The organism is Bradyrhizobium sp. USDA 327 (assembly GCF_041262065.1).
Lineage (GTDB): Bacteria > Pseudomonadota > Alphaproteobacteria > Rhizobiales > Xanthobacteraceae > Bradyrhizobium > Bradyrhizobium liaoningense.
Window position 1 is genome coordinate 3,203,894 of sequence record NZ_JBGCCW010000001.1, and the last position, 21,937, is coordinate 3,225,830.

27 protein-coding genes, 1 tRNA gene and 1 pseudogene are annotated in these 21,937 nt (G+C 64.2%); 11 read left to right on the forward strand and 18 right to left on the reverse strand.

Annotated elements, in window-relative coordinates; translation table 11 throughout:
- The first annotated feature begins 15 nt into the window (after positions 1 to 15).
- Entirely contained in the window at positions 16 to 999 is a 984-nt protein-coding gene (locus ABIA42_RS14670; protein ID WP_370143785.1) for a TRAP transporter substrate-binding protein, read from the forward strand.
- 75 nt (positions 1,000 to 1,074) lie between these two features.
- Positions 1,075 to 2,001, forward strand: coding sequence for a dihydrodipicolinate synthase family protein (locus ABIA42_RS14675; RefSeq protein ID WP_370112796.1), 927 nt, complete (start codon positions 1,075 to 1,077; stop codon positions 1,999 to 2,001).
- A 137-nt stretch (positions 2,002 to 2,138) separates the two neighbouring features.
- Here ABIA42_RS14675 and ABIA42_RS14680 read toward each other — a convergent pair whose 3' ends face one another.
- From ABIA42_RS14680 to ABIA42_RS14695, 4 genes are all read right to left on the reverse strand, one after another.
- Positions 2,139 to 3,050 carry a hydroxymethylglutaryl-CoA lyase gene (locus ABIA42_RS14680; protein ID WP_370112794.1) on the reverse strand — a complete coding sequence of 304 codons (912 nt, stop codon included), beginning with the start codon at positions 3,048 to 3,050 and terminating at the stop codon, positions 2,139 to 2,141.
- Between the two features lies 1 nt (position 3,051).
- Positions 3,052 to 5,055, reverse strand: a complete 2,004-nt coding sequence (locus tag ABIA42_RS14685; RefSeq protein ID WP_370112792.1) for an acetyl-CoA carboxylase biotin carboxylase subunit — start codon at positions 5,053 to 5,055, stop codon at positions 3,052 to 3,054.
- Positions 5,056 to 5,059: 4 nt separating this feature from the next.
- Positions 5,060 to 6,664: a carboxyl transferase domain-containing protein gene (locus tag ABIA42_RS14690; protein ID WP_370112790.1), complete on the reverse strand. Its 1,605-nt coding sequence runs from the start codon at positions 6,662 to 6,664 to the stop codon at positions 5,060 to 5,062.
- Positions 6,665 to 6,748: 84 nt separating this feature from the next.
- A complete protein-coding gene (locus tag ABIA42_RS14695) occupies positions 6,749 to 7,921 on the reverse strand; it encodes an isovaleryl-CoA dehydrogenase (protein WP_370112788.1) in 1,173 nt (390 codons plus the stop codon).
- Positions 7,922 to 8,033: 112 nt separating this feature from the next.
- Here ABIA42_RS14695 and ABIA42_RS14700 point away from each other — a divergent pair, with 112 nt between their 5' ends.
- Entirely contained in the window at positions 8,034 to 9,062 is a 1,029-nt protein-coding gene (locus ABIA42_RS14700; RefSeq protein WP_370112786.1) for an AraC family transcriptional regulator, read from the forward strand.
- 94 nt (positions 9,063 to 9,156) lie between these two features.
- Here ABIA42_RS14700 and ABIA42_RS14705 read toward each other — a convergent pair whose 3' ends face one another.
- The 3 genes from ABIA42_RS14705 to ABIA42_RS14715 all read right to left on the reverse strand — a co-directional run bounded on the left by ABIA42_RS14705 (position 9,157) and on the right by ABIA42_RS14715 (position 10,643).
- Positions 9,157 to 9,453: a DUF3551 domain-containing protein gene (locus tag ABIA42_RS14705; protein ID WP_028176449.1), complete on the reverse strand. Its 297-nt coding sequence runs from the start codon at positions 9,451 to 9,453 to the stop codon at positions 9,157 to 9,159.
- A 214-nt stretch (positions 9,454 to 9,667) separates the two neighbouring features.
- The gene (locus ABIA42_RS14710; protein WP_271528460.1) at positions 9,668 to 10,162 is read right to left on the reverse strand and encodes an Lrp/AsnC family transcriptional regulator; all 495 of its coding nucleotides are present in this window, start codon (positions 10,160 to 10,162) and stop codon (positions 9,668 to 9,670) included.
- Positions 10,163 to 10,337: 175 nt separating this feature from the next.
- Positions 10,338 to 10,643 carry an ETC complex I subunit gene (locus tag ABIA42_RS14715; protein WP_014495449.1) on the reverse strand — a complete coding sequence of 102 codons (306 nt, stop codon included), beginning with the start codon at positions 10,641 to 10,643 and terminating at the stop codon, positions 10,338 to 10,340.
- Positions 10,644 to 10,891: 248 nt separating this feature from the next.
- Between ABIA42_RS14715 and ABIA42_RS14720 the strand changes: the two genes are divergently transcribed.
- Together ABIA42_RS14720 and ABIA42_RS14725 are read left to right on the forward strand one after the other, a co-directional pair.
- Entirely contained in the window at positions 10,892 to 12,058 is a 1,167-nt protein-coding gene (locus ABIA42_RS14720; RefSeq protein ID WP_370112783.1) for an OpgC domain-containing protein, read from the forward strand.
- Positions 12,059 to 12,222: 164 nt separating this feature from the next.
- Positions 12,223 to 12,648, forward strand: a complete 426-nt coding sequence (locus tag ABIA42_RS14725) for a translational machinery protein (protein ID WP_370112781.1) — start codon at positions 12,223 to 12,225, stop codon at positions 12,646 to 12,648.
- A 59-nt stretch (positions 12,649 to 12,707) separates the two neighbouring features.
- Here ABIA42_RS14725 and ABIA42_RS14730 read toward each other — a convergent pair whose 3' ends face one another.
- A complete protein-coding gene (locus ABIA42_RS14730) occupies positions 12,708 to 12,902 on the reverse strand; it encodes a hypothetical protein (RefSeq protein ID WP_271528463.1) in 195 nt (64 codons plus the stop codon).
- A gap of 533 nt (positions 12,903 to 13,435) precedes the next feature.
- Positions 13,436 to 13,633, reverse strand: a complete 198-nt coding sequence (locus ABIA42_RS14735; RefSeq protein ID WP_271528464.1) for a hypothetical protein — start codon at positions 13,631 to 13,633, stop codon at positions 13,436 to 13,438.
- Here ABIA42_RS14735 and ABIA42_RS14740 point away from each other — a divergent pair.
- A complete protein-coding gene (locus ABIA42_RS14740) occupies positions 13,626 to 14,063 on the forward strand; it encodes a hypothetical protein (protein WP_271528465.1) in 438 nt (145 codons plus the stop codon). The two genes, ABIA42_RS14735 and ABIA42_RS14740, sit on opposite strands and share 8 nt — an antisense overlap.
- 137 nt (positions 14,064 to 14,200) lie before the next feature.
- A complete protein-coding gene (locus tag ABIA42_RS14745) occupies positions 14,201 to 14,362 on the forward strand; it encodes an RNA-binding protein (RefSeq protein ID WP_271528466.1) in 162 nt (53 codons plus the stop codon).
- 54 nt (positions 14,363 to 14,416) lie between these two features.
- Here ABIA42_RS14745 and ABIA42_RS14750 read toward each other — a convergent pair.
- The 4 genes from ABIA42_RS14750 to ABIA42_RS14765 form a co-directional block, all read right to left on the reverse strand.
- A tRNA-Pro gene (locus ABIA42_RS14750) sits at positions 14,417 to 14,493 on the reverse strand.
- A 91-nt stretch (positions 14,494 to 14,584) separates the two neighbouring features.
- Positions 14,585 to 15,070 carry a DUF192 domain-containing protein gene (locus ABIA42_RS14755; protein WP_271528291.1) on the reverse strand — a complete coding sequence of 162 codons (486 nt, stop codon included), beginning with the start codon at positions 15,068 to 15,070 and terminating at the stop codon, positions 14,585 to 14,587.
- A gap of 116 nt (positions 15,071 to 15,186) precedes the next feature.
- The gene (locus tag ABIA42_RS14760) at positions 15,187 to 15,849 is read right to left on the reverse strand and encodes a cold-shock protein (protein ID WP_370112777.1); all 663 of its coding nucleotides are present in this window, start codon (positions 15,847 to 15,849) and stop codon (positions 15,187 to 15,189) included.
- 200 nt (positions 15,850 to 16,049) lie between these two features.
- A complete protein-coding gene (locus ABIA42_RS14765; protein WP_370112775.1) occupies positions 16,050 to 16,811 on the reverse strand; it encodes an NAD-dependent deacetylase in 762 nt (253 codons plus the stop codon).
- A gap of 251 nt (positions 16,812 to 17,062) precedes the next feature.
- On the opposite strand from ABIA42_RS14765, the gene ABIA42_RS14770 reads away from it, so the two are divergent.
- Complete coding sequence (locus ABIA42_RS14770) at positions 17,063 to 17,227, forward strand: hypothetical protein (protein WP_271528287.1); 165 nt, start codon at positions 17,063 to 17,065, stop codon at positions 17,225 to 17,227.
- A gap of 106 nt (positions 17,228 to 17,333) precedes the next feature.
- Here ABIA42_RS14770 and ABIA42_RS14775 read toward each other — a convergent pair whose 3' ends face one another.
- The gene (locus tag ABIA42_RS14775) at positions 17,334 to 17,594 is read right to left on the reverse strand and encodes a hypothetical protein (protein WP_370112773.1); all 261 of its coding nucleotides are present in this window, start codon (positions 17,592 to 17,594) and stop codon (positions 17,334 to 17,336) included.
- Positions 17,595 to 17,751: 157 nt separating this feature from the next.
- On the opposite strand from ABIA42_RS14775, the gene ABIA42_RS14780 reads away from it, so the two are divergent.
- Both ABIA42_RS14780 and ABIA42_RS14785 read left to right on the forward strand, forming a co-directional pair.
- Positions 17,752 to 18,108, forward strand: a complete 357-nt coding sequence (locus tag ABIA42_RS14780; RefSeq protein WP_370112771.1) for a hypothetical protein — start codon at positions 17,752 to 17,754, stop codon at positions 18,106 to 18,108.
- A gap of 83 nt (positions 18,109 to 18,191) precedes the next feature.
- A complete protein-coding gene (locus tag ABIA42_RS14785) occupies positions 18,192 to 18,320 on the forward strand; it encodes a hypothetical protein (RefSeq protein WP_256439286.1) in 129 nt (42 codons plus the stop codon).
- Here ABIA42_RS14785 and ABIA42_RS14790 read toward each other — a convergent pair.
- The 3 genes from ABIA42_RS14790 to ABIA42_RS14800 form a co-directional block, all read right to left on the reverse strand.
- The gene (locus tag ABIA42_RS14790; protein WP_035682375.1) at positions 18,317 to 18,514 is read right to left on the reverse strand and encodes a hypothetical protein; all 198 of its coding nucleotides are present in this window, start codon (positions 18,512 to 18,514) and stop codon (positions 18,317 to 18,319) included. The two genes, ABIA42_RS14785 and ABIA42_RS14790, sit on opposite strands and share 4 nt — an antisense overlap.
- Before the next feature lie 712 nt (positions 18,515 to 19,226).
- Entirely contained in the window at positions 19,227 to 19,361 is a 135-nt protein-coding gene (locus ABIA42_RS14795; protein WP_271528283.1) for a hypothetical protein, read from the reverse strand.
- 701 nt (positions 19,362 to 20,062) lie between these two features.
- Complete coding sequence (locus tag ABIA42_RS14800; protein WP_018323108.1) at positions 20,063 to 20,359, reverse strand: HU family DNA-binding protein; 297 nt, start codon at positions 20,357 to 20,359, stop codon at positions 20,063 to 20,065.
- Between the two features lie 411 nt (positions 20,360 to 20,770).
- Here ABIA42_RS14800 and ABIA42_RS14805 point away from each other — a divergent pair, with 411 nt between their 5' ends.
- Positions 20,771 to 21,073: a hypothetical protein gene (locus tag ABIA42_RS14805; RefSeq protein ID WP_271528282.1), complete on the forward strand. Its 303-nt coding sequence runs from the start codon at positions 20,771 to 20,773 to the stop codon at positions 21,071 to 21,073.
- Between the two features lie 43 nt (positions 21,074 to 21,116).
- Here ABIA42_RS14805 and ABIA42_RS14810 read toward each other — a convergent pair.
- Positions 21,117 to 21,781: pseudogene (locus ABIA42_RS14810) on the reverse strand (hypothetical protein).
- Positions 21,782 to 21,937 lie beyond the last annotated feature (156 nt).

The following is a 21,937-nucleotide window of genomic DNA, read 5'->3' on the forward strand; positions in this document are numbered from 1 at the left end:
AATAGGAGCCCAACCATGTCGCTTACACGCCGCCGCTTTCTCGCCGCCAGTGCCGCCGCCTCGGTATTTGCCCCATCGCTGGCGCTCGCCCAGGCCAAGGAATTCCGCCTCGGCCTGATCACGCCCAATGGCCATTCCTGGAACAAGGCCGCGCTCAAATTCGGCGAGGATCTCAAGTCCGCGACCAACGGCCGGCTGACATTGACCGTGTTCCACTCCGGCCAGCTCGGCAACGAAACCGCGATGATGCAGCAATTGCAATCCGGCGCGCTCGACATGGGCTTTATCCAGGCCGCCGAGCTCGGCTCGCGCGTGCCGCACATCGCCGCGATCAACGCGCCCTACATCGTTCGCTCGACGCCTTCGGTCGCGAAGTTCGTGCGGCATCCCGCGGCGGTGAAGCTGTTCGACGTGCTGCCGCAGGAAACCGGGACGATCGGGCTCGGCTGGGGCATCACCGGCATGCGCGCCGTGTTCTCGTCCAAGGATCTGCACTCGCTCGCCGACATCAAGGGTATGAAGCTGCGCATCAATCCGACGCCGGTCTATCGCGATTTCTATTCTTCGCTGGGCGCCGCCCCGACGCCAATCCCGACGCCGCAGGTGTTCGATGCCATGGCCAACGGCCAAGTCGACGGCCTCGAAGCCGATCTCGAATTCTCCTGGAATCAGCGCTTCGACAAGGTGTCCAAGGTCATCCTGCAGATGAACGCCGTCTTCATGCCGATGGCGGCGGTCGTCTCCGGGCGGGTCTGGCAGTCGCTTCCCGCAGCCGATCGCGAACTGATCGCCAAGACGATCAAGACGACGCTGGACGCGCAGATCGACGAGCTTGCCGGCAACGAGCCCGCGCTGGTCGAGAACTTCAAGAAGGCGCCGATCCCGATCCGCCAGGTCGACGCCAAGGACACCGAGGCCGTCATCGCCGAGTTCGACAAGATCTGGCTGCCGAAAGCCCCCGTTCTCGCCGAGCTGCGCAAGGTCGGCGCGACGCTCTGATCCCATCCATCGCCCTCACGTCAATGCCCGGCGGATCGAACGGTCCGCCGGCTCAATTCCAATCGGAGCCAAGCAATGAGCCCACGCATCTCCTGGGAAGGCGTCTTCCCGGCCGTCACCACCCAGTTCAACGACGACCTGTCACTCAACATCGACGCGACCGCCAGGGTCATGGACGGGCTGATCCGCGACGGCGTTTCCGGCCTGATCGTCTGCGGGTCGGTCGGCGAGAACACCTCGCTCGAGCGCAAGGAAAAAATCGCGATCATGGAAGCCGCGAAGTCGGTCGCGGCCGGCCGCGTGCCCGTGCTGTGCGGCATCGCCGAATTCACCACGGCCTTTGCGGTCGAGACCGCCAAGGAAGCCGCGCGCATCGGCATCGACGGCGTGATGGTGATGCCGGCTCTGGTCTATTCCTCCAAGCCGCACGAGACCGCCGCGCACTTCCGCGCCGTCGCCAGCGCCACCGACCTGCCGGTCATGCTCTACAACAATCCGCCGATCTACAAGAACGACGTCACCCCCGACATCCTGGCCTCGCTCGCCGATGTCGAGACCGTCGTCTGCTTCAAGGATTCCTCGGGCGACACGCGGCGCTTCATCGACACCAGGAACATGGTCGGTGATCGCTTCGTGCTGTTCGCGGGCCTCGACGACGTCATCGTCGAGAGCGTCGCCATGGGCGCCGTGGGCTGGGTCTCCGGCATGTCGAACGCCTTTCCGCGCGAGGGCGAGACGCTGTTCCGCCTGGCGAAGGCCGGGCGATTCGCCGAGGCGATGCCGCTTTACGAATGGTTCATGCCGCTGCTGCACCTCGATGCACGCCCGGACCTCGTCCAGTGCATCAAGCTGTGCGAGCACATCATGGGCCGCGGCACCGCGCTGACCCGCCCGCCTCGCCTTGCGCTGCTACCGCAGGAGAAGGCCGAGGTCGAGGCCATGATGGCCAAGGCGCTCAAGAACCGGCCGCGCCTGCCGGATGTCGGCTTGAAGGCGGCTTGACCGCGCATTTTTGTAGGGTGGGCAAAGCAAAGCGTGCCCACCATTTCTATGGCAACCTTGAAATGGTGGGCACGGCGCTACGCGCCTTTGCCCACCCTACGAACTGGATGGTTTCGCTGCGCTCGCAATGACGAGAACTAAGAAGCCGCCCGCTTCCGCTTGGCGTTCAGCGCGGACGCCACGCGGCTCACGGGCGGCTTGCCGAGCACGCCGCTCATCGCGTTGGTGGCCGCGAGCAGCTTGTCCATGTCGACGCCGGTCCTGATCCCCATGCCCTCGAGCATGTAGACGACGTCCTCGGTCGCGACGTTGCCGGTCGCGCCCGGCGCATAGGGGCAGCCGCCGAGGCCGCCGGCGGCGGCGTCGATGACGCGGACGCCCTCCTCCATCCCGGCATAGAGATTGGCGAGCGCCTGGCCGTAGGTGTCGTGGAAATGCATCGCGAGCTTGGCTGCGGGAATGTTGGCCGCAACCGCACGCAGCATCTCCTTGGCCTTCTCAGGCGTGCCGACCCCGATGGTGTCGCCGAGCGAGATTTCGTAGCAGCCGAGCTCGAACAGCGTGCTGGCGAGATCGGCAACCGCCTTCGGCTTGATCTCGCCGTCGAAGGGGCAACCGAGCACGCAGGAAATATAGCCGCGCACCGGAATGCCATCGGCCCTGGCGCGCGCCAGCACCGGCTTGAACCGCTCGATGGACTCCGCGACCGTGCAGTTGATGTTGGCGCGCGAAAAACCTTCGGAAGCCGCTGCGAATACCGAGACGACCTTCGCACCGGCGGCGCGCGCAGCGTCATACCCCTTTTCGTTCGGCACCAGCACGTGGAATTCCGCGCCCTTGATATGGCCGACGCCCCGCAGCACCGCGTCCGAGCTTGCCATCTGCGGGATCGCCTTCGGCGAGACAAAGGCACCGACCTCGACCGTCTTGAGCCCCGCCGAGACCAACGCCTCGACGAAGGCGATGCGGGCCTCGACGCTGACGGGCGTCTTCTCGTTCTGGAGACCGTCGCGCGGCCCCATTTCGATGATGCGGACCTCGTCGCTCATGTCACTCCTCCGAAGGCTCGACCACGGCGAGCTCGACGCCCTCCTGGACGATGTCGCCGACCTTGCACTTGATCGACTTCAGCACGCCGGCAAAGGGCGCGCGCAGCGTCTGCTCCATCTTCATCACCTCAAGGGTGAGGATCGGCGCGCCCTTCTCGAGTTTCGCTCCCTCCTCGGCGAGCACGGCGACGACCGTGCCCGGCAGGGGCGCCGCGATCTTGTCCTCGCCAGCCTGCTCCTCGCTCTCGCCGCCGAACGGATCCACCCAGTGCAGGTCGAAGCGACCGTTGCGCGTGCGCAAGTAAAGCTCATGGCCGTCGATCACGGCCGCGACTGACGATTTGACTCCGTCGAGCGTCAAGTCGAAGCCGCCTTCCTTCGCCGCGGTCGTGAACGCCAGCTCCCGTTCGCCGATCACCAGCGTCGCGGGGCCACTCCCGTAGTTCAGCGTGATCTTCTGCTCCGGCCCGTGCCCGACGCGGAAGGCAAAGCTGCGCTGGCGGCGGCCGACCGGCTGCCAGCCGAAGGTCTGCCAGGGTGAGTTCGCCTGCGCACGTGCGGCTTGCTGCTCGTCATTGAGGATCGCAGCCACCGCGGCGCAAAGCTCGAGCTCCCCGGGTGCGGGTGCAACCTGTGTCAGGACCGCCAGCTCGCGCTCGATGAAGCCGGTGTCGATCGCATTCGTGCGCACCTTGGGATGCGTCATCAGCGCCGACAGGAACGGGATGTTCGTCACGATGCCGCGGACGTCGGACTCTTCCAGCCCGCGATTCAGCCGCTCGATCGCGACATCCCGCGTTGGCGCCCAGGCGATCATCTTGGCGAGCATGGCGTCGTAGTACGGCGAGACCGCATCGCCTTCGCGATAGCCGGCGTCGATGCGCAAGCCTCCGGCTTCCGCCGGCAAGCGCCAGGTCGAGATCCTCCCGACCGACGGCATGAAGTTCTTGGTGGGATTCTCCGCATAGACGCGCGCCTCGACGGCATGGCCGTTGAGCCGGATCTCGTCCTGCTTCAAAGGAAGCGCCTCCCCAAAGGCAACGCGCAGCTGCCACTCGACGAGGTCGATGCCGGTGATCAGCTCGGTCACGGGATGCTCGACCTGGAGACGCGTGTTCATCTCGATGAAGAACACGTCCTTGCCGTCGGAGACGAACTCGATCGTGCCGGCGCCGACATAATTCACCGCTCCGGCCGCCTTTCGCGCGGCGGCGCAGACCGTCTCGCGTTGCGCGGCATTGAGGGTCGGCGACGGCGCCTCCTCGATCACCTTCTGGTGCCGCCGTTGCAGCGTGCATTCGCGCTCGAACAGCGAGAGCAGATTGCCGTGGCTGTCGCCGATCACCTGCACCTCGATATGCCGGGGATTGTCGACATATTTCTCGATCAGCATGCGATCATCGCCGAACGCCGCCAGAGCCTCGCGCTTGGCGCTGACGATCGCAGGTCCCAGCTCGGCGGCCGATCGCACGATGCGCATGCCGCGGCCGCCGCCGCCGGCCGAAGCTTTCACCAGGATGGGGAAGCCGATCTTGTCCGCCGCCTTCGATAGCGTCGCCTCGTCCTGGGCCTCGCCGTGATAGCCGGGCACCAGCGGCACGCCGGCCTTCTCCATCAGCGCTTTGGAGCCGGATTTCGAGCCCATCGCATTCATCATCTCGGCGGTCGGGCCGACGAAAACGAGGCCCGCTTCAAAGCAGGCCTGCGCGAAATCGGCGTTCTCCGACAGGAAGCCGTAGCCGGGATGCACGGCCTCTGCCCCCGTCTTCCGGGCGGCCTCGATCAGCCGCTCGACATTGAGATAGCTGTCGCGGGCCCGGGCGGGCCCGAGCAGCACGGCCTCGTCCGCGAGCGCGACATGCATCGCGTCGCGGTCGGCCTCGGAATAGACCGCGACCGTGCGCAGGCCCATGGCGCGGGCGGTGCGGATGACGCGGCAGGCGATCTCACCCCTGTTGGCGATCAGGAGCGTGCGAAAACGCCGGTAGAGCTTGGAACGGTCCATCGCATCACATCCTGAACAGGCCGAATTTCGTCGGTTCGATCGGCGCATTCGATGCCGCCGAGAGGCCAAGGCCGAGCACGAGGCGCGTGTCGGCCGGATCGATCACGCCGTCGTCCCAGAGGCGCGCGGTCGCGTAATACGGGTGCCCCTGGCTCTCATATTGCGCGCGGATCGGCTCGCGGAATTTGTCTTCCTCTTCCTTCGACCAGCTGTCACCCTTGGCTTCGATGTTGTCGCGGCGGACCTGGCTCAGCACCATCGAGGCCTGCTCGCCGCCCATCACCGAGATGCGCGCGTTCGGCCACATCCAGAGGAAGCGTGGCGAGTAGGCGCGGCCGCACATGCCGTAATTGCCGGCGCCGTAGGAGCCGCCGATCACGACGGTGAACTTCGGCACGGAGGCGGTCGCGACCGCCGTCACCAGCTTGGCGCCGTCGCGCGCGATGCCGCCGGCCTCGTATTTCTTGCCGACCATGAAGCCCGTGATGTTCTGCAGGAACACCAGGGGAATGCCGCGCTGGCAGCACAGCTCGATGAAATGCGCGCCCTTCAGCGAGCTCTCGCTGAACAGGATGCCGTTGTTGGCGATGATGCCGACCGGATAGCCCCAGATATGGGCGAAGCCGCACACCAGCGTCGTGCCGTAGAGTTTCTTGAACTCGTCGAACTCGGAGCCATCCACCACGCGCGCGATGATGTCGCGCACGTCGAACGGCTTGCGGCCGTCGACGGGCACCACGCCGTAGATCTCCTCCGCCGCAAACAGCGGCTCGCGTGGCGGATGCATGTTCAGGTTCGGCCGTGCCGACGGCTTCAGCGTGCCGACGATGCGCCGCGCGATGCCGATCGCATGGGCATCGTTCTGGGCATAGTGATCGGTCACCCCGGACTGGCGCGAGTGCACGTCGGCACCGCCGAGCTCCTCCGCGCTCACCACCTCGCCGGTCGCGGCCTTCACCAGCGGTGGACCGCCGAGGAAGATGGTGCCCTGATTGCGCACGATGATGCTCTCGTCGGACATCGCCGGCACATAGGCGCCGCCGGCGGTGCAGGAGCCCATCACGATCGCAATCTGCGGGATACCTTGTGAGGACATCTGCGCCTGGTTGTAGAAGATGCGGCCGAAATGCCGCTCGTCCGGGAAGATCTCGTCCTGCAACGGCAAGAAGGCGCCGCCGGAATCGACCATATAGACGCAGGGAAGATTGTTCTGCCGCGCGATGTCCTGCGCACGCAGATGCTTCTTCACAGTCATCGGGTAATAGGTGCCGCCCTTGATGGTGGCGTCGTTGGCGACGATCACGCATTCCCGACCCGAGATGCGCCCCACCCCCGTGATGACGCTCGCCGAGTGCACGTCGCCGCCATAGAGGCCGTAGGCCGCGAGCGGCGACAGCTCCAGGAACGAGGTGCCGGGATCGACCAGCAGATCGACGCGCTGGCGCGCCAGCATCTTGCCGCGCGCTGTGTGGCGGTTGCGCGAGACCTCGCCGCCGCCGCCGGCGACCTGGCTGAGTTTTTCGCGCAAGTCAGCGACGAGCGTGCGCATGGCCTCGGAGTTGCGCGCAAAGTCGGATGAAGACGGATCGATGCTGGAATGGAGCGGCATGAAAGTCCCGCGTATCTGGTGATCTGACGAGAGGCCGCGAGCAGGTTGGACCAGTCTCGCGGCAATTCCAATTGCGTGCAGGATCTAAGCCGTCTCGGCCATCAGCTCGCGACCGATCAGCATGCGGCGAACCTCCGAGGTGCCGGCGCCGATCTCGTACAGCTTGGCGTCGCGCCAGAGGCGCCCGACCGGGAATTCGCTGGTATAGCCGACGCCGCCGAGCGCCTGGATCGCCTCGCCCGCCATCCATGTCGCCTTCTCCGCGGAATAGAGAATCGCAGCCGCGGCATCCTTGCGCAAGCTGCGCGCGTGGTCGGCGCGGTCGCAGGCGCGGCCCACGGCGTAGACATAGGCACGCGTGGCCTGCCAGGTCGAGTACATGTCGGCGAGCTTGCCCTGCATGAGCTGGAAATCGCCGATCGGCTGGCCGAACTGCTTGCGCTCGTGCATGTAGGGCACCACCGCGTCCATGCAGGCCGCCATGATCCCGAGCGGGCCGCCGGAGAGTACCGCGCGCTCATAGTCCAGGCCGGACATCAGCACCCTGACGCCCTCGCCCACCTTGCCGAGCACGTTCTCCTCGGGGACCTCGCATTCGTCGAAGAACAGCGGATAGGTGTTGGAGCCGCGCATGCCGAGCTTGTCGAGATGCTGGCCGTGGGTGAAGCCCTTGAAACCCTTCTCGACCAGGAAGGCGGTCATGCCGCGCGGGCCGGCGTCCGGATCGGTCTTGGCGTAGACGACCAGCACGTCGGCATCGCCGCCATTGGTGATCCACATCTTGGAGCCGTTGAGCACGTAGCGGTCGCCGCGCTTGTCGGCGCGCAGCTTCATCGAGACGACGTCGGACCCGGCGCCCGGCTCGGACATCGCCAGCGCGCCGACATAGTCGCCAGAGATCAGCTTCGGCAGATAGCGCTGCCGCTGGGCGTCGTTGCCGTTGCGGCGGATCTGGTTGACGCAGAGGTTGGAATGGGCGCCGTAGGACAGCCCGACCGCAGCCGAGCCGCGCGAAATCTCCTCCATGGCGACGACGTGGGCGAGATAGCCCATGTTGGACCCGCCATATTGCTCCGGCGCGGTCATGCCGAGCAGGCCGAGATCGCCAAAGCGTTTCCACAGATCTGCCGGGAACAGATTGGCCTTCTCGATCTCGGCGGCGCGCGGGGCGACCTCCGCCTCCACGAAGGCGCGCACGGTGTCACGCAGCATGGTGATGTCTTCGCCCAGATCGAAGTCGATGCTCGGGATGTTCAAGGCGATTCCTCCGTATTTTGGGGACCGAACCTAGCCCGGTCCCGGCCCTCTTGCAGTCGAAAAGGTTGCATTTTCCGCCAAACTTGGCGAGGATTTTCAGGAGGGATTTCTGATGCCTTTTCAAGCCGCCACCTCGATCCCGCGCCGCGCCGTCACCCCCGCCGCCTTCGTCCGCGGCGTGGTCGCCGCCTATGAGCGATACGGCCGCGATCCCGCGGAGGCATTGAACCGGGGCCAGGTCGCGCCGGATCTTGTCAATTCTCCCGATGGACGGGTCACCGCCGCCCAATTCGAGGCGCTGGCCGGCCATGCCATGCGTGAGCTCGACGACGAGGCGCTCGGCTGGTTCTCGCGGCGACTGCCTTGGGGCACCTATGGCATGCTGTGCCGCGCCTCGATCACCGCGCCGACGCTGGAGGTCGCACTCAAGCGCTGGTGCCGGCATCACCGCCTGGTCACCGAGGATGTGCTGCTCGATCTCGAGCTTGGCGAAGAGACCGCGGTCGTGTCGATCCGTGAGCGAGGCGACCTCGGGCCTTGCCGCGAGTTCTGCCTGGTCACCCTGTTCCGCTACGTGCTCGGCTTCTCGTGTTGGGCCGTCGATTCCCAGATCGCGCTCCGCGCGGCTGAATTCCCCTACCCGCAGCCCAGCCACGTCTCGGTCTATCCGACCATCTTCTGCCGGGCCGTCCGCTTCGATGCGGACCGCGCCAGCATCGTCTTCGACAAGCACTATCTGTCGCTGCCGCTCACGCGCAGCGCGGCCGATCTCGACAACATGCTCGAGGGCGCGTTGCGGCTGACCGTGCTGCCCTACCGGCGCGACCGGCTGCTGGTCGAGCGCGTGCGCCGCGTGCTCCGTAATGCGCGCGGGCGCATTCTCGGCGCCGAGGACGTCGCGCGCGAACTGGCGCTGTCCACCCGCACCATGCACCGGCGCCTGCGCGAGGAGGCAACTTCGCTGCGCGATCTCAAGGAAGAGGCAAAGTTCGAGCTTGCCAAGCAGGAGCTGATGCGCGGCCGCACGCCGATCAAGCGCATCGCGGAGATCGCCGGCTTCCGCAACGAAAAGAGCTTTTCGCGCGCCTTCCGCAGCTGGACCGGGACCTCCCCGCGCGAGTTTCGCGGCCGGTACCGGTGAGCGAGCGCGTGCGCTGCGTGGTCGTCATGAATTGCGGCCCCCGAGTTGGATCTCGGAGGCCGCAACATCTCTGAACCGGTCTCGACTGGCGGCGCTAGTTCGAGTTGGTCTGGCCGCCCGGCCGGAGCTTGCGCGAGTGGGTCTGTTTCGGCTGCTGGGCGAACGCGTCGTTCGAGGCCTTCGCACCGCCGCTCTGCGAGCAGGTGCCGCCGATGCCGCCGGCCGCGGCGCGGCAGGCTTCCATCGTCGGGTAGCCGCAGCCGTGAGCGGCCTGCGCGCCGTTGGTGATGCAGAAGTCATCGGCCTTGGCAGCCGGTGCGGTCATCATGAGAAACGCGGATGCAAACAGCGTCGCAGCGGATGCGACGAACGTCTTCGAATTCGATGTCATGGTGTCTTTTCCTGCTTCAGGGTCTCACAAAGAGAGGCCTCGGCATGCCAACACGCTGAGGTTCGCACCTCGCATTTAGGCGGCGCAGGGGAACCGGCAATCACGGTTCAGCGCATTGCAGGGCTTCCCAAATCACATGTCACAGTTAGGTGAGTGACTCATGCATTAAAATACGGATTACGTGAAATTCTGATTTGGCGGGAGCATTTCCGATCTATCCTGCCGGGGCCGCCGCGGCGACCTCCTGCAACGGCAGCGGCACATCCTTGGCGACGCCCAGCACGGGGAAGCTGCGGACGTTCTTCACATCAGGCATCGCCGCGAAATGCAGGAGCTGCTGGCGCATGCTCTCGACGCTCGGCGCCACGCATTTCAGCAGATAGTCGGTGTCGCCCGATATCCGCCAGCACTGCTGGATGCGCGGGATCGCTGATATCGAGCTCTCGAACGCCTCCAGCACCGGCTGGGCCTGGCTGCCGAGCTGGATCGAGACGAACGACACCACCTCAAAGCCGAGCCGCCGCTCGTCGATGACGGCGCGCACCGCCCGGATCACGCCACGGCTGAACAGCGACTTCAGCCGCCGCAGGCAGTTCGGCGCAGACACGCCGACGCGCAGTGCCAGCTCGTTGTTGCGCACCCGCCCGTCCTGCTGCAGCTCGGACAATATCTTCAGATCGACGCCGTCGAGCTGGTCACGCCCCGCCATACCCCGCCTCGCCATGAGCTCGTCACGCGAGGCAGCGAAGCACGTGGCGGAATTGATGCCAAGGGCAGGACCCGGGGGCCCGGCACCGGATGCGACGTTAGAGCGTACGGGCGGGATGCCTCTCGGCCATCGGCGTTCCTTCACGCGGGCCCGCGAAGCAGATGCCGCCCGCCCCTCAATGCGTCCAGGGCTCTCCGCGGCGGAACGAGAAATTATCCGCATAGGCGACCGGGCGGCGGATTGAATCCTGCGGCTCGATGACCTGGTAGGCGATGCCCTTGCGCTCGCAATAGGCGACCGCCTCTTCCTTGCTGTGGAAGCGCAGCGTGATCTGCTGCTTCATGTCGCCGGACGACGTCCAGCCCATCAGCGGCTCGACCGAGCGCGGCTGCTCCGGCTCGTAATCGAGCTGCCATTCCTTCGTCTTGGACCGGCCGGATTGCATCGCGTTCTTGGCAGGCTTGAAAATGCGTGCGGTCATGGCTGGTCCGGGCCTCTTCGTCTTTTCGTTCGATTTCGATGCGTCACGGTGGCAGTTGGTGGAAACCTCAGGGATAGTATAGAGAAACCGATCGGGACTTGATCGGTGATTCCGGCCCCCGGCCCCCTCGCCAACGGTATAGTCATTATGCTGCACCGTGACAATTCCGTACCTGCCCTCGGCGCCGGGATCCCGCCCGGCGGCACTGCCTCATCAGCCTATCCGATCTCTTCGAGAGCTCCCGTCGCATGGCCTTCCTGAACATCAGTGCAACGCTTCCCGACAAGGGCCGCGATCTCCGGCTCGACCTGTTTCGCGGCGTCGCGAACTGGGCGATCTTTCTCGACCATATCCCCGACAACGTCGTGAACTGGATCACGACCCGCAATTACGGCTTTTCCGACGCGGCCGACCTGTTCGTCTTCATCTCCGGCTATACCGCCTCCTTCGTCTATGCGCGGATGATGCTGGAGCGCGGCTTCATCGTGGGCGCCACGCGGCTGACCAAGCGGGTCTGGCAGCTGTATGTCGCCCACATCATCCTGTTCGTGATCTACATCGCCTCGATCAGCTATCTGGCGCTGCGCTTCGGCGATTCCGAGATGATCAACGAGTTCAACGTTGCCGGCCTCGTCGACAACGCCACCGAGACGTTGCGCCAGGGCTTGTTCCTGCGCTTCAAGCCGCTCAATCTCGACGTGCTGCCCCTGTACATCGTGCTGATGGGCCTGTTTCCGCCGGTGCTTTGGTTCATGCTGCGCAAGCCCGACCTGACGATGGTCCTGTCGATCGTGCTGTGGCTGGCCGCGCGCCATTACGGCCTCAACCTGACGGCCTATCCGGCCGGTCAGTGGTACTTCAACCCCTATTGCTGGCAGGTGCTGTTCGTGTTCGGCGCCTGGTGCGCGCTGGGCGGTGCACGCCGTTCGATGGCGCTGATCAATTCGCCGATCACGCTGTGGGTCTGCCTCGGCTATCTCCTGTTCGCGCTGGTCATGACCATGGCCGGCCGCTTCCCCACCTTCGGCGGCATGTTCCCGGAATGGCTGTACTCGGCTTTCAACCCGAATGACAAAACCAACCTTGCGCCGTATCGCTTCCTCCATTTCGTGGTGATCGTGATCCTGGTGATCCGCTTCGTGCCGAAGGAGTGGCCGGGGCTGGAGTGGAGGGTGTTCGATCCCTTGATCGTCTGCGGCCAGCAGTCGCTCGCCGTGTTCTGCGTCGGCGTGTTCCTGTCGTTCGTCGGCCATTTCGAGCTGTCGATGAGCTCGGGTTCGCTGCTCGCGCAGATCTTCGTCAGCGTCGCCGGCATCGCGATCATGACGACGGTGGCCTATTACATCTCGTGGTCGAAGAAGCAGGACAAACCGCTGAAGCCGCCGCCGCCCAAGCCGGCGGCAGCCGCGGCCTGAGCCGCAGAGGCCCTTCGGAGCGCGACGTCCGGTTGCCACGCTTTCTGAGCCGGGATCGCATTGACATGAGTCAACGAGACGGCGGCGGCGGCACGCATAGTGTTGCCACGACCTGCGCCGCCGCTCTGCCGTCGGCAACCTCCTCTAGCACAAGGCCCAGACACATGCCCTCTCATTTCCACGCCGTGGTATGGATCGACCATTCGCAGGCCAGGATCTTCCATCTCGGCCTGAGCGGCTCGGACGAAGTCACGCTGCATCCGCAACTGCCGACACGACATCTTCATCACAAGGCGAATGAGATCGGCAGCGGCCATGCTGCCCCCGACGAGGCATTCTACACTGAGGTGACCAAAGCCATCGCCGATGCCGGCGAGATCCTCATCATCGGTCCGGCGAGCGCGAAGACGGAGCTTGCCGGCCACATTCACGCGAGCGCACCCGATCTGGCCAAGCGGATTGTCGCGGTGGAAGCGGCCGATCATCCCTCGGACGCCGAGATCGTTGCCTACGCGAAGCGTCACTTCAAGATGCCGCTGCCGCGCGTGCAGACGCCGGGATCAGCAATAGGCGAGCGGCACTCGGGTTAGGACTGCACGGCCTCAACGGCCCGGGGCGCGATGATGTCTCATCCCGATCTCACCGCGCTTCAGGCCGCCTCTTCGCCGTCGAACTCGGTGAATTTCTTGTAGATCCAGTCGCGGCCGTCGCGGCGGCGCCAGACCTTGCCGACCACGAACTGCCTATTGATGGAGCGGCGCGGCACGATCACTGTCCAGAGGTGCCAGATATCGGTCCAGCTCGACTGCGGACCAATGGTCTTGAGGTTGCGATCAAGAGACATGTGGCGGAACTCGCTGGCGCAGAACTCAACCGATGGGCGCCGCGACGAACCGTGATCTGGTGGTCGCACGGATTGAAGGCCGCCCATCGCGAGCCGGGACCGACCTGATAACAGCCACCCGGACGGCCGCAACAAGCGCTCGCCTTTAACCTAACCGATCAACCTTACTTCTTGGGATGGAGCGGCGATCGGGTGACTTTCCAGCGGACGTCGAACTTTGAAAACAATCGGAGCTTGGAAATCATCGGCGTGCGGGGGGAAAAGCGCAACGCCGCGCAAGCGGAATATCATCGCTTGGCGGCGTCCGTTAGGCATTGGGCGCTGAAATCCCCAACACACGTATGTCTGTGACAACAGCCAAAGGTTCGATGAATCTTTGGCAATTCTGCGCGGCGCGGCCCCTCACCAACGGCTTGAAAAATCGCGCAGAAGTCGTGTGGCGCAGGCTATGAACGCCAGGGCTTCGAAGGGCTCGGACAGACCTCTCGCAAACGGCTCACGACGCAATGCGCCGCCTGCCCCTGCCTCGGCGATCAAGCCGACTGGGACGTGGCGCTGGCGTTCGACGCGCTGCCGGACGCGTTCTGGGCATTGGTCCCGAGCGCGCCTTGCGCGTTGTAGGTCTGCCCGGACGGACTGCCCTGACTGGCTTGCGTGCTCACGGAGGTCTCGACCTCCGTGGTGCCGTCGGAATAGGTAATGGTAGTGGTGGTGACGCCGTCGATGGTCATGGAGACCTCGCTGACGATGGTCTTGGCCGAGCCGCCGCCGCCCGATCCCGAGCTTCCACCCGCCGATTGCGAGGACGATTCCGACGAGGTCGATGAGGCGGCGGCCGTCGACGAGGCCGCCGAGGTTGAGGATGCCGCAGACGTTGAGGATGCCGCAGACGACGACGCCGTCGCGGTCGGTGCGGACGTCGTCACGGCCGCGGTGGTAGATGCAATCGCGCTGATCGACATGCAGACCTCGCTCGAAGGAGACATCGGGCAAAGCGCCGGTTGCGCGCCCCCGATCCTCCCTTCAACGCATACAGCCCGCAAAGCAGGCGCGGCCCTGCGAAAAATTCAGCCCGGCAGGCATTTTACGGGCCCGGCCGGAGCAACCAAACGCAGCACCGTGCGTTGCAGGTTTTTCCCACCGATCTTGAGGCGTCCGTGAATGTCGACGATCAGCGCGCGCCCGCCATGGACGGACAGTGGTCTCGTCTCACGTCCGTGTGAGCAGGCGCGCGGCCGGTGAATTTCTGCGAGCGAGCCGAGACCAATGATGAGCAGGCCGCATGGCAAGGGGGAGCAGTGAGCCAGATCGATACGACCGAGAAACTACCCGACGTCCCGGAGACCGGAAGCTCGCTGTTGCCGCTCTGCGGACTTGCCGTGGCCGGGATTGCAATGCTGGGCTGGATCTGCGCCCTCGCCTGGGGCGCCTGGCGGCTTGTTGACTGGCTGCTGTTCTGAGCGGAGTTGCGGTCGCAGGTCTGCGATCCCATGCCCTGCGAGCCTTCTCGGGACTGGTCGGGGCAGCTGGATTCGAACCAACGACCTGCAGTACCCAAAACTGCCGCGCTACCAGGCTGCGCTATACCCCGAATGTCCGGCGAGCCCCGTCGATACACGCTTCCCAAGGCGCCAGCAAGCTTCCAGAAGGCGCCAGCAAGGCCGGCAATCGCCTCGCCCGTCCTATTTGCTGCCGAACAGAGGGTGCCCGACGCGGTCACCGGGGCGGATGCCGTATTTCTGCGCCGTTCCCGCCACCACCTCCAGCACGGCCCGGGCCGGCCCCCGGGACGAGATGATCTTCGTCGACAGCGGCTCGGTGTTCTCGGCGATGCGCAGGATGCGGCCGTCGGCGCGGATGAAGATCATGTCGAGCGACACATACGTGTTCTTCATCCACATCGACACTTCCTGCTCGGGATTGAAGTCGAACAGCATGCCTTTGCCGTCCGCCAATTCCTTGCGATACATCAGGCCGGTCTGCTTCTCCTCCTCGGTCGTCGCCATTTCCACCGAGAAAACCTGCACGCCGTTCTTGGTGACGATCTCGAGCGGCTGGAAGCTGGCGGCGCCGACGGGCGCGCTGGCGACGACACAGCCGATGATGACGAGGATGGCGGCAAGCCAGCCCTTCGCAGCGGACCAAGCGGCCTTTCGATCAGAATTCATGGGGCTCTCGAGGCGTGGGGGACTGGGCAAGTCCTTACGCGGCGGCCATCGGAAAAGAAAGAGGCGCGCCGGCCAGCCGGCACGCCTCTGCTCACGATCGCGAGAATTGGTGGGGTTCAGTGCGACTGCAATCCCGGCGATCCGGTCTCGGGATGGATCTCGGCCGCCATCATGCCCTTGGAGCCGGGCCCGAAGCGGACCAGGACGTACTGGCCCGGCCTGAGTTCAGTCATGCCGAAGCGGCGCAGTGTCTCCATGTGCACGAAAATGTCGGGCGTGCCCTCGCCGCAGGTCAGGAAGCCGAAGCCGCGCAGCCGGTTGAACCATTTGACCTGGGCCCGTTCCAGCCCGCTGGTCGGAGTGACCGTGACATGGGTGCGCGGCGGCAACATCTGCGCCGGATGGATCGCGGTCGACTCGTCCATCGAGACCACGCGGAAGGCCTGGTAACCCTTGGTGCGCTGAATGCACTCGACGACGATGCGGGCGCCTTCATAAGCGGTCTGGAAGCCGTCGCGCCTGAGCACGGTCACATGCAGGAGCACGTCGGGCCAACCATTGTCGGGAACGATGAAGCCATAGCCTTTGGAGGCATCGAACCATTTGATGACGCCATGGACCTCGACGAGATTGGCGCTGGCCTCACCGAGCCCGCTGAAGGGGCTGAGCCCGCTGTCGTGGCCGGCGCCGCCGTGCTCGCCCGGCGCCATCCGCCCGGGCGATACTCCCTGCCCGGGAACTCCGAGCTTCTTGGACTCAAATCCGTCCGACGACCCCATAACCCCGGACCCCACACTGCCATGCCACCCGCCACATTGGCGGCGCTCGAATCACGCGTCTTCTGAAAATCTTCTCAACTCGACGCGACGCGAATCTTCCGACTCAAAAGATAACACTCCCGGTTGAGAGGCATAGACAAAAAAGAGATTCGCCGGAACCTATGAACAGCTTGCATCGCCGCGAATCAAATTGATTCGTCTCAATTGCCGACGAAGGGACCGAGCGTCTCGCCGATGTCGTGATGGATGACGAGGTCGGCGATGTCGTCCTGCTCGGTCGGCTCGCGGTTGATGATGACAAGACGTGCACCGGCGCGCTTGGCCATGAGCGGAAAGCCCGCGGCCGGCCAGACCACGAGCGAGGAACCGATCGCGATGAAGAGGTCGCAGGATTGCGACAGCGCGGTCGCGCGCTGCATTTCGTCGTCCGGCATCATCTGGCCGAAGGAGATCGTGGCGGTCTTCACCGGCTCGTCGCATGCCGTGCAGTTGGGCGCCGCGCCATCCTCGTCGAAACGGCGCCTCACCCAGTCGAGCGGATAGGCCCGCCCACATCCAATACATCTCGCAAAAGTGGTATTTCCATGAAGTTCAACCACATGTTCGCTGGCGAAACCCGAGGCCTGGTGCAGATTGTCGATGTTCTGGGTGATGACGGCGGGAACCTTGCCGGCGCGGTAGAGCGAGGCCAGCGCGCGATGGCCGCGCCCGGGCTGCGCTGCGGCAAACACCTCCTCCATCGCGAAGCGGCGGCGCCAGGATTCGTTGCGCGCCTCCAGGCTCGCGACGAATTCGTCGAATGGGATCGGACGGTTGCGCGTCCAAATTCCGCCTGGCGAGCGGAAGTCGGGAATGCCGCATTCGGTCGAGATGCCGGCGCCGGTGAACGGCACGATGGCCCTCGCCTCGGCGATCATGTCGCCGAGCCGCTCGACGCCGCTCTGAAGATCCGATGCGATCAATCGCGCCTCCCGACTCGTTTGGCCTGACAGCAATATGCACAAGCGACAAGATCGTTGACGTACTTATCAAGCGCGAACGCAATGCGCTCGGCAACTTTTTCCGACCTTCGCTTATCACAATCCTGCAATGCCTCCTCCCCATTGACGCCCCATTCAGGAGCGCCAATGGATGTGTTGACGCGACTCAACGTGATTGCGGCGGCAGCGCTTGAGTTCAGATGTGCACAACTCAGGTGTGGAGGGGATTTGACATGACCGAAGACGAAGAACGCAAAGCGCGCGAGCGCGATGAGATCGCCGCCCGGGTCGCCGCCTTCCGTGCTACGCAAGAGAAGTTCCAGCGCGAGCGCGAAGAATACTTCGTGTCGACGCTGGAGAACGCCCGCAAGGTGGAACGGCCATCGCTCTGGCCCTAGCATCGTCCCGCAGGCAAGTGCGAGGACATGCGAATGAAAAAAGCCCGGAGCAACGCTCCGGGCTTTTCGCTATTGGCGGCTACCAATGGCGCCAGTGGTGATGGCGCTAGTACGGCCCGCCGCCATAATAGGCGTACGGACCCGGCCCGTAATAATAGCTCGGGCCGCCATAATAGCCGTAACCGGAACCGTAATAGCCATACGGTCGGGAGGCTGCGACCGCGCCCGCGGTGATGGCGCCGGCGGCAAGGCCGAACGCGAGGCCCGGGCCGATGCCGCGACCGCGCGCCTCGGCCGGCGCAGGCGCCGCGACGGCGGTCACGCCGACGGCCGCGACGGTGGCCAGAACTGCCAATGTCTTCTTCATGCTCGTCTCCTTCGCGTCTTACGGAGATAACCGCGAGCAACTGCGATGGTTGCGCAACTCGAAGAAGCACGGCGCATTCAAAAAGCGTTGATGCGCGGGGAACGAAATCGCCGAACGCGGATTGGTTTGCCAAGTGCGGGAGCCTCCGCCATCCGGGTTGAGGCAACAGCACGAAGACCCCGTCAGTATCTCCGCGATGCTGGCGGGGTTTTTCAGTTTAACGGGAGCCAATGGCAGCAGACCGCAATTGCTGCCAGCGGGGCGGACGATCGAGGAGGAATTCTTGCCATTATCCGCTTTGCTGGCACGTATTCGCAGGTTGGTTCCCAGATCCGACGATCAGCATTACGACGAGATCGTCCGCAGCTTCGGCGTCGGTACCCTGCGCCCGCCGCCGACGCCGATGAGCGACGGCGAGCTGGCGCGGGCGATCGCCGAGTTCCTGAAGGAGCAGCCGTCGAGTGAATCCGTCGCGACCCTCGGCCGCCGGCTCGACCCCACCTCGCCGGTTTGAGTTTCTTTCGGAAGCAGGGAACCAGGATTGCGCGCGGACGTTGAGTCCTTCCTCACGCTGAGATGAAGGAAAAGAGGCCCGACATGCCCGCGTGGCTCGAAGTCTTGCTCAACCTGTCCGGCTATGCCGGCTTCGTGGCGCTCGCCTCTCGCGGCGGCGCCGCTTGCCCGCAGGCGCCGGCCGACGATCGCATCTACGGTGACGAACGCTAATTGGCGTGCGCCGCTTGGCCCGCCGTACGCACCAGCCGGTCGGCCTTGACCGCCACGCGCGTGTCCTCGGCCTGCGGCCGCAGCGAGAAGCTGATCACCACGAAGGCGAGACAGAACAGCGTGCCGACGACGGCGACGCGCCGGTAGGTGTGCCGGTCGCCCTGGTAAAAGGACGGTGTCGAAAAAGGCGTCATGACAAAATTGCTTCTTGGCAAAGGCGTTTCTTGCTTGTCTTTGCCAGACACCTACCCCAGCCCGCAGCAAGCGCAACGCGATTGGGCTTTTAACCTAACCGAATAGGGTTATCGGCGTCCGCGCAAGCACTCGTTAGGCACATCAGAGGCGGCGCCTCTGCCGTCCGGACAGGCGAAAGACCGACCGGCTTTGTTCCGGCTTCGACTCCATTTCGTTCCAGAAGAACGAATCGGAATCGCAGAAATGAGTGCGGAGCAATTCTTAACAAACACTTTGCGCCTCGATCAGAGCAGTCCGCATCCATGGCGCTCTCCTCGCCTCACGCTTTCGGAGAAGACACGCGCGGGGCCAGGCATCACTCCGTCTCGTTCTGACACGTGCGGCCGCATCGCCGCCGTTAAATCATGATCTGGAAAAGTGCGCAGCGGTCTTCCGAAAAGATCACGCTTGAACAACAACCTAATGCGCGATGACGATTCATTCTAATCGCATCGCGCTTTAGGCGCGCCCTGTTCCGGCTTCGACTCCATTTCGTTCTCGAAGAACGAATCGGAGTCGCGGAAATCGGTGCGGAGCGAATCCTAACGATCGATGAAAGCGCGAGCTCTCACACCTTCGGCGGCAGAGCTCTTTGCCGGCAAACTCTTCGGCGGCCAATCGAGCGCGAGCCGACAGACGCGATCGCGGGTTGCCGCGTGTCGTCGACGCTGATCAAGCCGCCCGCTTCGCCTTCACCTTGGAGAAGCATTCGAGGATCTGGATGCGGAGCTCTTCCGCGGCAGGCCCCTCGAGCTTCCTGAGCTCGTTCCAGAGCCTGATCACTTCGCGCTGTTTTTCGACAGTCATGAGCCACCTCCAAAAAGTCTCCCAAGGCGGCTCACACTAGAACAAAATGAGAACAAAAAGTCCAGACCCCTCCAGCCGAATTTCGCTGGCCCCGCGTTGAACCTTTTCGGAACGGCATAGACTTACGGAAGCTGGGGATTTCAGCGCCCAGTCACACGGCAGCGCCGCCTGACGAACATACTCCGTCACCGCGGCGCTGTTGCTTTTTACATTTTCAACCTTAAGTTTGAGATACGGTTGGCGGCCAGGCGCTGAAATCCCAACGCCGTCAGCCAAGAGAGCCCCGCGCGAAAGCGCGGGGCTTTTCTCTTGAAGTCGGTGACTCTCTTGAAGTCGGTGACTTGGCAACGCGCGCGGATTGCATGCTATCGAAGCGAACCCTCGCCCTTGCGCATCGACCGGCCGAAATCCAGTGGGCCGGCAACGGTGCGGCGCAGCCGTTCGACGCCAGGGAAGCCAGCGTCGCGAGCTTCGTCATCGAGGCGCCGATGACCTGCGAGGTCTGTGAGAGAACCCTCTATCGGTCTGCGCGGCTTGCGGGAAACGGCAGAGCGCGCCCGGCCAGAGCGAACGGCGCTCCCTATGGTTTGTCCTGATCGTCCGGTGATGTTCGGCATCGCCTTCGCCGAGCACCACCTCTTCAGCCATTGTTCGTCGCGCGGCCTTGCGAAAGTGCCCGCCGCAACGATGTCGCCTGCGCCTCAGACGGCGTCCTTGGCGACCTTCAGCGGCGAGGCCTTGACCGACTTGCTCGCGGGCTTCGCCGCAAACTGCATCGGCTCCTTGGTGAAGGGATTGACGCCCATGCGCGCTTCGGTCGCCGGCTTGTTCACGACCGACATCTTCACGAAGCCGGGAATGACGAACTCACCGGACTCATTGAGCTCCTTGTAGCCGACCGTCGCCATGTACTCGATCACCGACTTCACGTCGTTCTTCGAAAGCTGCGTGCCCTCGGCAATTGCATCGATCAATTGGGTCTTCGTCATCTTCGCCATGTCTGAATTCCTTTGAATGGGGGCGCGCGAGCAATTCCTGCTGAGGACGCGGCCGGACCGCGGGGGCGCGCTGCTGATTCATGCCAGGGGTCATGAAGTGTCCGGGCTTAGAACCCATCGAGGCCGAAAACGCAAGCACGGGTTCTCAGGGACTCCCTCCCTCCTGTGGACCCATGCCCGCTTCTTTTTGAACCATTCGGCGGCTGGCGCGTCTTATGATCGAGGTCCCTAAGCCTCCCCCACCAGAGAGCCCCGCTTCCCCCAGGCGGGGTTTTCTCTGTCGCGACTCTTGTTGATCCGCCTGCTGTGTGACCTGCACGTGAAACCTGTGGCTCGGCCGGCGTCGTTGACACTTCAGTAACCTAACGCGGCCAAGCTCCAATCAGGTTCGTTGCGTTGGAGTATCCCACAGTGCTGGATTTTGACGAGCTGCGTGAACTCGCGGCTGATGTTCGTATCTATGTCGACGTCGCCGAAGACAAGGCCGAAGCGCTCAGGGCCGTCATCGCGGCTTACGACGTGGTGCTGGCGATCTTCCCCACTGAAGAGGGTATGGGTCTCCATGTCATCAAGGGCCGCGAGATCCTGGACAGGATTGCAAAGTCGCGGACGCATGCGATGTACAGCCACACCGCGATCGCGGTTCCCGACCTCGCGCATGCAGAAGCGCTCAAGTTTCTGACGACACCTGTCGACCACCGGATTGCGGCCTAAATCAAACCAGGCCGGACGCGGATAATGAACGATTTTCCGATCTTCAGCTTTCCGGCGCTGAAACCGTCGCCGGCACACTCAGCGGAGCTCCTCCCACCGAAACCGGCCCTACCGGCTTCGACGGCCGGACCAGCCGTTTGCGCATCGCTGCGGACAGTCCATAGCGAGCATTCGCTCGTCGGATCGAGGACGTGACGTCCGACATCATTACATTTTGCAGCGAGTCGACCTTCGCGATCAGCGTGGACAGCTGCGAAGATATCTTCTTCACGTCGACCCGTTCGTCCGTGATGCTCTGCCTCAGCGACAGCAGCACCAGTGAATCCTGCTGCAGCAGAGCCGCATTCTGCTGCAAGGCGTGGTTGTTCGCCTGCAGCGAAGCCGTGTGTTGCTGCTGGGCGGATTGAATGTCCTTCAAGGCAGCGACGACCGGATCCGGTTTCGGCGCGGGCGCTTCCTGGCGCGGAAGCAGCCCAGCCAGGCTGCCGACACATTCAGCGACGGCAAGCCGGACGGCAACGTATAGACGGCCGCCGCGCCGTTGATGGCCAGGGCACACACCGCCAGCAGCAGCACCGTTTTTCGGCCGGGCCGCGTGAGCGGCACTGCAGCTTCCGGAGCCGCGGGATCGTGCGCGGCTGCGGCGGCTGCGAGGGCCACCGCGTCGAGCTCTTCGGCGAAGCTTGGCGTTTCCAGGGACGTGGTCATCTGCGTTGACCCCAATGAGCGAGCAACAGGACGCCGTCGCCGGAACGTCCTCGTGACGGCTCCTGTACGCAGCACCCATCTCCAACTGCCTAAAATTGTGGGCTTTTCGGATTAATTCCACGTTAGCGGCCCAGCCGGCTGACGGGCCCGACGCCC

Bases quoted from the DNA above. Each gene is read 5' to 3' on its own strand.
- ABIA42_RS14730 (WP_271528463.1), bottom strand. From the start codon at position 12,902: ATGTCTCTTGATCGCAACCTCAAGACCATTGGTCCGCAGTCGAGCTGG.
- ABIA42_RS14800 (WP_018323108.1), bottom strand. From the start codon at position 20,359: ATGGCGAAGATGACGAAGACCCAATTGATCGATGCAATTGCCGAGGGC.
- ABIA42_RS14790 (WP_035682375.1), bottom strand. From the start codon at position 18,514: ATGACGCCTTTTTCGACACCGTCCTTTTACCAGGGCGACCGGCACACC.
- ABIA42_RS14770 (WP_271528287.1), top strand. From the start codon at position 17,063: ATGACCGAAGACGAAGAACGCAAAGCGCGCGAGCGCGATGAGATCGCC.
- ABIA42_RS14685 (WP_370112792.1), bottom strand. From the start codon at position 5,055: ATGGACCGTTCCAAGCTCTACCGGCGTTTTCGCACGCTCCTGATCGCC.
- ABIA42_RS14675 (WP_370112796.1), top strand. From the start codon at position 1,075: ATGAGCCCACGCATCTCCTGGGAAGGCGTCTTCCCGGCCGTCACCACC.
- ABIA42_RS14775 (WP_370112773.1), bottom strand. From the start codon at position 17,594: ATGAAGAAGACATTGGCAGTTCTGGCCACCGTCGCGGCCGTCGGCGTG.
- ABIA42_RS14680 (WP_370112794.1), bottom strand. From the start codon at position 3,050: ATGAGCGACGAGGTCCGCATCATCGAAATGGGGCCGCGCGACGGTCTC.
- ABIA42_RS14795 (WP_271528283.1), bottom strand. From the start codon at position 19,361: ATGACTGTCGAAAAACAGCGCGAAGTGATCAGGCTCTGGAACGAGCTC.
- ABIA42_RS14785 (WP_256439286.1), top strand. From the start codon at position 18,192: ATGCCCGCGTGGCTCGAAGTCTTGCTCAACCTGTCCGGCTATGCCGGC.
- ABIA42_RS14715 (WP_014495449.1), bottom strand. From the start codon at position 10,643: ATGACCGCACGCATTTTCAAGCCTGCCAAGAACGCGATGCAATCCGGC.
- ABIA42_RS14710 (WP_271528460.1), bottom strand. From the start codon at position 10,162: ATGGCGGGGCGTGACCAGCTCGACGGCGTCGATCTGAAGATATTGTCC.
- ABIA42_RS14755 (WP_271528291.1), bottom strand. From the start codon at position 15,070: ATGAATTCTGATCGAAAGGCCGCTTGGTCCGCTGCGAAGGGCTGGCTT.
- ABIA42_RS14735 (WP_271528464.1), bottom strand. From the start codon at position 13,633: ATGACCATCGACGGCGTCACCACCACTACCATTACCTATTCCGACGGC.
- ABIA42_RS14690 (WP_370112790.1), bottom strand. From the start codon at position 6,664: ATGCCGCTCCATTCCAGCATCGATCCGTCTTCATCCGACTTTGCGCGC.
- ABIA42_RS14725 (WP_370112781.1), top strand. From the start codon at position 12,223: ATGCCCTCTCATTTCCACGCCGTGGTATGGATCGACCATTCGCAGGCC.
- ABIA42_RS14760 (WP_370112777.1), bottom strand. From the start codon at position 15,849: ATGGGGTCGTCGGACGGATTTGAGTCCAAGAAGCTCGGAGTTCCCGGG.
- ABIA42_RS14740 (WP_271528465.1), top strand. From the start codon at position 13,626: ATGGTCATGGAGACCTCGCTGACGATGGTCTTGGCCGAGCCGCCGCCG.
- ABIA42_RS14700 (WP_370112786.1), top strand. From the start codon at position 8,034: ATGCCTTTTCAAGCCGCCACCTCGATCCCGCGCCGCGCCGTCACCCCC.
- ABIA42_RS14670 (WP_370143785.1), top strand. From the start codon at position 16: ATGTCGCTTACACGCCGCCGCTTTCTCGCCGCCAGTGCCGCCGCCTCG.
- ABIA42_RS14720 (WP_370112783.1), top strand. From the start codon at position 10,892: ATGGCCTTCCTGAACATCAGTGCAACGCTTCCCGACAAGGGCCGCGAT.
- ABIA42_RS14705 (WP_028176449.1), bottom strand. From the start codon at position 9,453: ATGACATCGAATTCGAAGACGTTCGTCGCATCCGCTGCGACGCTGTTT.